The 8378-nt window shown below is 67.1% G+C and carries 9 protein-coding genes; 1 reads left to right on the top strand and 8 read right to left on the bottom strand.

The window, feature by feature from the left end; translation table 11 throughout:
- The first annotated feature begins 252 nt into the window (after window positions 1–252).
- Complete coding sequence (locus ER13_RS14265; protein ID WP_052005132.1) at window positions 253–660, top strand: response regulator; 408 nt, start codon at window positions 253–255, stop codon at window positions 658–660.
- A 166-nt stretch (window positions 661–826) separates the two neighbouring features.
- Here the strand turns inward: ER13_RS14265 and arsH are convergent, their stop codons facing one another.
- The 8 genes from arsH to ER13_RS14225 form a co-directional block, all read right to left on the bottom strand.
- Window positions 827–1579 carry an arsenical resistance protein ArsH gene (gene arsH / locus ER13_RS14260; protein ID WP_035310260.1) on the bottom strand — a complete coding sequence of 251 codons (753 nt, stop codon included), beginning with the start codon at window positions 1577–1579 and terminating at the stop codon, window positions 827–829.
- A complete protein-coding gene (arsN2, locus tag ER13_RS14255; RefSeq protein WP_008263990.1) occupies window positions 1576–1995 on the bottom strand; it encodes an arsenic resistance N-acetyltransferase ArsN2 in 420 nt (139 codons plus the stop codon). Before arsN2 ends, arsH begins: the two co-directional genes overlap by 4 nt.
- Complete coding sequence (arsB, locus tag ER13_RS14250) at window positions 1995–3086, bottom strand: ACR3 family arsenite efflux transporter (RefSeq protein ID WP_035310258.1); 1092 nt, start codon at window positions 3084–3086, stop codon at window positions 1995–1997. Before arsB ends, arsN2 begins: the two co-directional genes overlap by 1 nt.
- Window positions 3086–3508, bottom strand: a complete 423-nt coding sequence (arsC, locus tag ER13_RS14245) for an arsenate reductase (glutaredoxin) (protein ID WP_035310257.1) — start codon at window positions 3506–3508, stop codon at window positions 3086–3088. The genes arsB and arsC overlap by 1 nt, the downstream gene beginning before the upstream one ends.
- Before the next feature lie 7 nt (window positions 3509–3515).
- The gene (locus tag ER13_RS14240; RefSeq protein WP_008263976.1) at window positions 3516–3851 is read right to left on the bottom strand and encodes a helix-turn-helix transcriptional regulator; all 336 of its coding nucleotides are present in this window, start codon (window positions 3849–3851) and stop codon (window positions 3516–3518) included.
- A 215-nt stretch (window positions 3852–4066) separates the two neighbouring features.
- Window positions 4067–4999, bottom strand: a complete 933-nt coding sequence (locus tag ER13_RS14235; RefSeq protein WP_035310256.1) for an aspartyl protease family protein — start codon at window positions 4997–4999, stop codon at window positions 4067–4069.
- A gap of 108 nt (window positions 5000–5107) precedes the next feature.
- The gene (locus ER13_RS14230) at window positions 5108–6529 is read right to left on the bottom strand and encodes a cell wall metabolism sensor histidine kinase WalK (protein WP_231492560.1); all 1422 of its coding nucleotides are present in this window, start codon (window positions 6527–6529) and stop codon (window positions 5108–5110) included.
- A 90-nt stretch (window positions 6530–6619) separates the two neighbouring features.
- Window positions 6620–8378 (bottom strand): hypothetical protein (locus ER13_RS14225; protein ID WP_035310252.1); only part of this gene is annotated, 1759 nt, incomplete at its 5' end.

The following is an 8378-nucleotide window of genomic DNA, read 5'->3' as shown; positions in this document are numbered from 1 at the left end:
AGTTTCTCAACTCTTTCTTCCCCTCAAAACCCCCGAAACCAAAGCTCCGAAGCCCTCAGGGCCGGCCCGTTTCCGAGCGAGGCGGCTCTATACGGGCCGCTCTTTTCCGCCGCAACCGGATTCTGACATTCCCGCGAAGATTCTCGCCAACTCCCGATCGGCGAACAGCCGCGCTTGCCGCAGGGGCGCCCGCCCGCGCGGCGCTGGAACCGGACTCCTTTCAGATCGTTCTTGATCCGAAGCGGGGCCTCAATGCTGTCGAACTCCATGCCTGCGCCCCCTGAGGCTGCGGCCGACGCGCCGCATGTTCTCGTCGTTGAAGACGAGTTTCTGATCCGAATGCTGGTCTCAGACCACCTTCGTGATGTGGGTTTCGTCGTCATCGAGGCCTTCAACGCCGACGAGGCGGTCGCGATTCTGAAGTCGGGCGCTTGTATCGACCTGATCTTCACGGACGTACGCATGCCGGGGTCGATCGACGGCCTCGGGCTTCTGGCCTACGCACAACTTGGTCAGCCGAGGATTCCCGTGCTCGTGTCCTCCGGCCACCTCGAGCCCGAGACCGCCTATGCGGGCGGCGCCGCCGGTTTCCTGCCGAAGCCCTTCGACCTTGACGTTCTGATCGTCGCGATGAGGACGGCGCTCGCAGCCGCCGCCTAGCAGATCGGCCTTCCGGCGCATTCAGCCTCGGCGACGGCTCTGGCCTTCTCGCGACGATAGTCCCTGCATGCCCCGCCGACCGAGGTCGGCCCTGTCCGCCCGGATCAAGGCCGCGCGCCTGGACGGCGCGTCCGTGCGACACCCTCCGTGCGGACCCTGGGCGGAATCACTGTGGCTTAATGGCGATGGCGGAAAGATCAGTCTGTGGGTCCAGAGGGACGCCCGCAGCCTTGCGCTCGGAATAGCGGTCGACCAGCTGGGCCGCGTGGGGGCGCAGCAGGATCGTGAAGCGCACCAGTTCCTCCACCACATCGACGATCCGGTCGTAATAGCTGGAGGGCTTCATCCGGCCGTCGTCGTCGAACTCGTTGAAGGCCATGGCCACGCTGGACTGGTTGGGGATGGTGAACATCCGCATCCATCGCCCCAGCAGGCGCAGGGTGTTGACGGCGTTGAAGCTCTGCGAGCCGCCCGAGACCTGCATCACCGCCAGGGTGCGGCCCTGGGTCGGCCGCATCCCGCCCAGGCTGAGCGGCAGATGGTCGATCTGCAGCTTCATGATCCCCGAGACCTGCCCGTGCCGCTCCGGGCTGCACCAGACCATGCCCTCGCTCCAAAGGGCGTGTTCGCGCAGTTCATGAACCGCGGGATGGTCGTCCGCGACATGCTGGTCCGTCAGCGGCAGATCGCGCGGATCGAAGATCCGGGTTTCGCACCCCATCCATTGCAACAGCCGCGCCGCCTCCTCGACGCACAGGCGCGAATAGGACCGGTCCCGGAGCGATCCGTAGAGCAGCAGGATCCGGGGCGGCGGGTCGTTCGGCCCCAGCCCCGCCGCCGGATCGCGCGCCAGATAGGCCGGGTCCAGGGCGGGCAGATGGTCGGGGTCCGGCAGGGGCCGCAGACGGTCGAAACTCATGAAATGGCCTTGGTCATATAGGCGGCGGACGCCGGGCAGAGCGCCGCGAACTCGCGCGTCCGAAGGATGGCCTCGGGGGCCGCCTCACGCGCGCCGCGCACAAATCCTCGGCGAGCGAAGAAGGCCTCCGCCGTAGTCGTCAGCAGGTGCAGGGTCTCCGCCCCCAGATCCCTGGCCACGTCTTCTGCGGCGGTCAGGAGGCGCGCGCCTGCGCCCCGCGCCCGATGATCGGGAAGGACGACCAGCGACCGCAACAGCAGATGCCGCCCCTTGCCTTCCAGCCCTGCGTAGCCGACCAGGGCGCCGTATTGGGTCGCGCCGAAATAGCGGCCGGCGCCAGGCTCGGGCAGGCCGGCCTCAGCCAGGGCTGCGATCAGGCCGCGATCGCTGGCGTCAACCACACGCAGGGCGACCATCAGGCGTCCGCCGACGGGGCCGTGTCGGCGAACCAGCGCCGGCCCATCCACAGGGCGACCGACACCAGCAGGATCAGCACCGGCACCTCGACCAGGGGGCCGATCACCGCAGCGAAGGCGACAGGCGACGTCAGGCCGAAGGCGGCGATGGCGACGGCGATGGCCAGTTCGAAATTGTTCGAGGCGGCGGTGAACGCCAGGGCCGTGGTGCGCGGATAATCCGCCTCGATCAGCTTGCCCATCAGGAAGCTGACGACGAACATCACCAGGAAATAGATGGTCAGCGGCACGGCGATCCTCAGCGCATCCAGCGGCAGGGCCACCACCTCGCCGCCCTTCAGGCTGAACATGGCGACGATGGTGAACAGCAGGGCGACCAGGGTCATCGGTCCGATGCGCGGCAGGAACCGGGTCTCGTACCAGGTTTCACCCTTGCGCCGGATCAGGACCAGGCGGGTCAGGAAACCCGCCAGGAACGGCACGCCCAGATAGATCAGCACCGCCCCGGCTATGGTCCAGAAACGGATCGCGACCACGCTGCCCTCCAACCCGAACAGCGGCGGCAGGACCGACAGGAAGAACCAGGCGTACAGGCTGAAGAACAAGATCTGAAAGATGGAGTTGAAGGCGACCAGGCCGGCCACATACTGATTGTCGCCGCGCGCCAGCTGGTTCCAGACCAGGACCATGGCGATGCAGCGGGCCAGGCCGATCAGGATGACCCCGGTCATATATTCCGGCTGATCCCTCAGGAAGATCACCGCCAGGGCGAACATCAGCACCGGCCCCAGCACCCAGTTCTGGAACAGGGACAGCAGCAGCACCCGCCTGTCCGCAAACACCTGCGGCAGGGCCTCGTAGCGCACCTTGGCCAGGGGCGGATACATCATCAGGATCAGGCCAATGGCGATGGGGATATTGGTCGTGCCGACCGACAGCCCGTCGAGCCAGGCCGGCAGGCCGGGAACGAAGGCGCCCAGCGCCACACCAAGCCCCATGGCGACGAAGATCCACAGGGTCAGCCAACGGTCGAGGAAGGACAGCCGCCGGGGCGCGGCCGCAGAGGCTGGGGCGACGGGCGTATCGACCATCAGCGAACCCTCCGCCCCCCGGCGTCGATCACCACTTCGCCGTCTTCCTTGACGAAGGGTTTGAGCCCGTCCTCGGGCAGCAGATCCAGCACCGCCTCGGACGGCCGGCACAGGCGCACGCCGCGCGGCGTCACCACGATCGGACGGTTCAGCAGCACCGGATGGGCCTCGATGGCGTCCAGCAACTGGTCGTCGCTGACGGCCGGGTCGCCCAGACCCAGTTCGGCGAAGGGCGTGCCCTTCTCGCGCAGGAGGTCGCGCAGCGACGCGCCCGTCCGCGCGGCCAGGTCCCGGATCAGGGCGCGGCTGGGCGGCGTCTTCAGATATTCGATCACATGCGGCTCGATCCCCACATGCCGGATCAGCGCCAGGGTGTTGCGCGACGTCCCGCAGGCGGGGTTGTGATAGATGATGACGTCCATGAGGTCCTCAGTCGCGGCAGGGCGCGAGTTCGGCGAGCCTGGGCTCGCAAAGATCGGCGCGCCCCTGGCAGCAGTCCTCCAGCAGGAAGACGGTCAGGTCGCGCAGTCGGCTCAGATCGGCGCGATAGATGATGGACCGGCTGCGCCGCTCGGCCGTGATCAGTCCGGCCCGCGACAGCACGCCCAGATGGGCCGACATGGTGTTGGCCGGGATCGCCAGCCGATTGGCGATGTCGCCGGCGGCCAGTCCCTCCGGCTCATGCCGCACCAGAAGCCGGAACGTCTCCAGACGCGTGTTCTGGGCGAGCGCGGCCAGGGCGAAAATGGCGATCTCTGATTCCATACTTCTACTATAATGGAAATATTAGGACGGACAAGCGACCGAGGCCTGGCGATGTCGCCGGTCGGCGTGGTCGTCCTGCTCGTTCCGGCCATGCTGACGCCGAGTCTCCGAACCCGACGGCGGTGATTCCAGCCCGCCCGCGAACAAAGGCGGATGCGTGCGCAGCAGATGACGTTGAAAGCTCCGCAGACGGATTTAGCTCCCGGGCGGCCGGCTCAGCGGGGATCAGGACCGTTTGGCTGCTGCGGGATACGAATCTGCAGTTCGCTGCGTGGGAAGTCGAGGGCGTAGGCGTCGAGGTTGTTCAGCAGATCGGCGCCGAGGATCAGGCTGGGACCGCCTTCCGCCCCAGCGTCGTCCGCCTCGCCCGCGATGAATATCAAGGGCGCATCGCGAAAAATCACCGGACCCAATCTGATGCGGCCGACGACCCCTTTCAGGACGACCGTCCCATGCTGCGTCGCTCCCCGGATCTCACCCGCCGGCGTGAGCCGCGGATCGGTTTCCGCCCAGCCCAGCGCACGAAGGGCTCCGCCCGACGCCACGGAGACGGCCGCGCCGGTATCGACGAGGGCGGTGAAGGTCACCCCGTCTATCTCGACCGGCACCGTCAGGAGGCCGCTGTCATCCAGACGGCCCGCCACGGCCACGAAGCCGTCGGCCGCCGCACCGGAGCGTTCGAGGCTCAGGCGGTTGGCGGCGTGATCAAACAGAAGACGATCTCCAGTGAACCTCTCCATGCCGATAATGCCGCGCGCCTCGGTGACGCCGGCGTTCGGAAGGGCGAGCATCCCGACGCTCTCGACGTCGAACAGGGGGGTCTTGAAGCGATCAACTCCATACAGGCCGGCTTGCTGCTGGCCTGCGACGCCGCCGATATTCATCTCGCCTATGGCGGGCAGTTTCAGTTCGTCGACCAGGGGCAGGGTGACGAGACTGGTCTGGGCGGCGGTGTCGACCACCATGCGGAACGGCCCCTTGCCGTTGATCTCGGCGTCTAGGGTCGGCCGACCGCGCGTGTCGCGGGTCAGGACCGCGATTCTCGCCCCGGCGGGCGCCGCTTCGGCCTGCGCGGGCGGCAGCTGCGGCTCCCCGGCGGCGGCCTGCGTGCTCAGGGCCAGACTGGCGATCAGGATCAACGCGTGCATGAAGGGCTCCAGGACAGATCGACCTCTGTACCGGACCAAGCTGATCGGAAGCTGGCGCCGTCTGCCCAGGACCGGATGCGTTGCGTGACCCTTTCTCAGGGCCGAGCCTCAGGGCCGGGCCGGAATGTTCGGATCGAAACGCAGCGCCACCTCCGCCCCACCGCCGGCGACTTCGCCGATCACCACCGCGCCCTCGTGGCGATCAACCACCGCCTTGACGATGGCCAGACCCAGCCCATAGCCGCTGCGTCCGGTGGAGAACCGGGTGAAGGGCTCAAACAGCGTCTTGATCTGTTCACTGGGTATGCCCGGCCCCTGGTCGCAAACCCGAACCCAGCCGTCCTTGTCCAATCGAACGACGACACGCTGGCCCTGCGCCGAAAACGACAGGGCGTTGTCGATGACGTTGCCGATCGCGGTCTCGACGAGGCTGGGATCGGCCCAGAGCCCATAGCGGGTCACCTCCCGCTCGAAGACGAGATCGAGACCGCGACGGGCCGCGACGACCTCCCGCTCGCCCACCGCCCTGCCGGTCAAGGTCACGAGATCCGATTCCTTCAGCGGCTCCGGAGCCTCGCCGATGGTCATCAGTTTGAGCAGCTGATTGGCGAGATTCGTCAGGCGCCGAACGTCGGAGATCAGCTTGTCCTTCAACTGCCCGTCGTCCATGATTTCCAGCCGCGTTCTGAGCACCGTCAGAGGCGTGCGCATTTCATGCGCCGCGGCGGACAGGAAAAAGCGCTGACGCTTCTGGGCCTCGTCGACGCGCACGATCATCTGGTTCAGCGCCGACACGAGCGGCGCCACTTCCAGCGGCAGACCCTTTTCCGGAAACAGCTCGCTCAGATTGTCGGGATCGAGATCGCGCGCCATGGCGGCCACCCGCCGGATCCGCAACACGTTCGCCAAGAGGATTATGGTGAAGACGACGAAGGCCGCCCCTACGGTAAACAGGAATATCCCGCCGTAGCTCCATATGAACTTGCCATAGAGCCGAGCCGAGCCTGCGGCGGCATTGGTCGTGGCGTGTTCGATCCCGGCGTATTCATAATAGCTCGCCTGTCCGCCGCAGTCCGAATAGGCGAGGAAACTGCGACCTGGGCCGCCGGGATCGCTGTTCGTGTTGGTGAGGCAGAGGCCTGAATAGACCTTCGTCAGATTCTGGCTCTGCAGCCGGTCGAACGCCAGGCGGATGAAGAAGGGCGTTCCCTCTCCGGAGCGGAACTCCCGCCCTTGCACCCGAACAAAATAGCGGAACTTGGGATTGTGCGCCTTGATGTCCCGCAAGACCGGATCGGCGTCCAGGTCGCCGCCGGCTCCCGCCTGCTCGCGTTCGGCGAAGGCGAAGCGGCTTAAGACCTCGGATGCGCTGGCTGCGGTGACCTCCAGAGGATCAGCGACGCCGGTCGGCTCGACCGACAGCAAAGGACGCAGGGTGAAGAAATAGACGCCGAAGCCGACGAACAGGATGGTGATGATCGCCAGTTGCGCGAACATGGATCGGTGCAGGCTTCTTAGCTTCAGGCCCAATCCATCCTCCTCGCCCCAAGGCGTCCCTGCCCCACCCTAGCCGATGCGCGCGCCGCGTCGAAGCCGCACATCGGGCCTTGGTCCGCAAGGTCAGTCGGCGGCGGAGGCCAATGCTGCGAAAGGAGCCATCACGGCAGGGCTGGCGGCCTGACGTTGGGCCAGGCGCGCCAGATCGCCGCGTATCCGTCGCGCCGCCCCCTGATCCGGGAAGGCCGCCAAAACGGTCAGGAACGCGGCGGCGTCAGGAGCCGGATCCCCGGGATCGGCATAGTCGCGGCGGGTCGGATAGAGGCTTTGCAGCAGGGCGGCCTGAAGCAAGGCGCCGGCGGTGGCGCTTTCGCCCGCCCTCCCATAGGCGCGTGCGGCGGCCAGCCTCATCCCCGCTGACGGCGACATGACGAAACGAAGCTGCCGCGTCAGACCGGCCAACTGCTGTGCATCGAGCGCGACAGGCGCGCCATGCTCCAGGGCGAGGAAGAGGGCCAGGTCGTGCAGCCTGACGGGCGGACCGCCAAGATCGGCGGACAGGGCGTCCAGGCGCGCTTGTCCGCCCCCCTGGCTCCACTGCGCCTCGGCGACCCGGTCATAGAGCCGCATCTGTCGGCCTTGCATCGCCCCGGAGAGGCTCGAAAGCTCGTCTTCAAGCTCCTTGATGACGGCAGGGTCGCGCGTGACGATTGCGACGACAGGCGCGCCGTAACCGGCCGCCGCCGGATCCGCGAGGCCGTCGATCAGCATTTGACGGTCGCTGGCGTCGCCGTCCTGACGGCCTTGCGGAACGGTCGCACGCCATAGACCCCGGAGAATATCGCCTCGAGCGACGCCCGGCGTGTCGTCGGCGGCCAGGCGATCCAGGGGCCTCGCGACCGTCACCGGCGTAAACTCCGGGTCCTGCACAGCCAGAGCCAGCACGGCCGGCGCCTGGGGAAACCGTTTTTGGTAGGCGGACCATATCGGTGCGAACGCGCTCGGCATGTCGACCTCGCCGGCCCGCGTCGCCATCGCTCGGCTTGTGAGCTGGCGGATCCACTCGGGGTCGTCCAGATCCACGCTCGCGGCTTCGGCCGTCCGCGCCGCAGCGTCCGGATCGCCCGTCAGTCGATAGGCCAGACCGAGCAGGGTCCCCAGCACCTGATCGTCAGCCCGGGTCGTCGCGAACGGCGCGGCGGTCGCGACGAAGGCGGAAAAATCGCCCGCCCTGGCCTGGATCAGCAACAGAGCCGCGACATAGGCGACGTTGTCGGGTTCGACGGAGACAAGCTTGGCGTAGGCCGCGACGATCCTGGGATCGACCGACGCCTTGGTCGCTTCGCCGCGCAGGAAGCGTCTCTGGAAACGGGCCGTCTCCTCCCGGTTCGGCCTGGAGGTCGCCAGGAACGCGTCGAACGCGGCCTCGCGCTCAGCCCCAAAGCGCTGAGCCAGCAGCGTGCCGAGACTCAGCGGCGGCTGCGCCATCGCTTCGGTCATTGCGCTCAGCGCCTCGAAGGCGCCTGCGCGGTCGTCGGCGAACCAGGCCGTCAGCACCTCAGGCGTTCGTGCGCTGTCCGTATACCGAGCGGCCAGGACCCGTGACGCGGCAAGCAGGACTTCACGGTTCGCTGGGGGTGCGTCGAACCGTAACAGCAGGGATGCGAAAACGCCGCCGCTGTTGTCCGACTGCGAACGTTCGGCCCTGATGTCACGGATCAGCACGGCCTGGAGACGATCACGTTGCGCGTCGCTCAGAGGTGAATCCAGCAGATGAGCGGCGATGGCCTCCTGCAGGCCCGAGGCCGATCCGGTCCGCTCCATCCGCTCGACCAGAGCTTCGTACAGGTCCACGAGTCGATCGGGATCGAACCTTTGGGTC

Source organism: Brevundimonas sp. EAKA (assembly GCF_000698025.1).
GTDB classification, from domain to species: domain Bacteria; phylum Pseudomonadota; class Alphaproteobacteria; order Caulobacterales; family Caulobacteraceae; genus Brevundimonas; species Brevundimonas mediterranea_A.
The sequence above is the reverse complement of the archived record's forward strand: the minus strand, read 5'-3'. Positions and strand labels throughout refer to the sequence as shown.

What these genes read in the sequence shown, in the direction of transcription:
- ER13_RS14240 (WP_008263976.1), bottom strand. Translation starts at nt 3,851, where the DNA reads ATGGAATCAGAGATCGCCATTTTCGCCCTGGCCGCGCTCGCCCAGAAC.
- arsB (WP_035310258.1), bottom strand. Translation starts at nt 3,086, where the DNA reads ATGGTCGATACGCCCGTCGCCCCAGCCTCTGCGGCCGCGCCCCGGCGG.
- arsH (WP_035310260.1), bottom strand. Translation starts at nt 1,579, where the DNA reads ATGAGTTTCGACCGTCTGCGGCCCCTGCCGGACCCCGACCATCTGCCC.
- ER13_RS14235 (WP_035310256.1), bottom strand. Translation starts at nt 4,999, where the DNA reads ATGCACGCGTTGATCCTGATCGCCAGTCTGGCCCTGAGCACGCAGGCC.
- arsC (WP_035310257.1), bottom strand. Translation starts at nt 3,508, where the DNA reads ATGGACGTCATCATCTATCACAACCCCGCCTGCGGGACGTCGCGCAAC.
- ER13_RS14265 (WP_052005132.1), top strand. Translation starts at nt 253, where the DNA reads ATGCTGTCGAACTCCATGCCTGCGCCCCCTGAGGCTGCGGCCGACGCG.
- arsN2 (WP_008263990.1), bottom strand. Translation starts at nt 1,995, where the DNA reads ATGGTCGCCCTGCGTGTGGTTGACGCCAGCGATCGCGGCCTGATCGCA.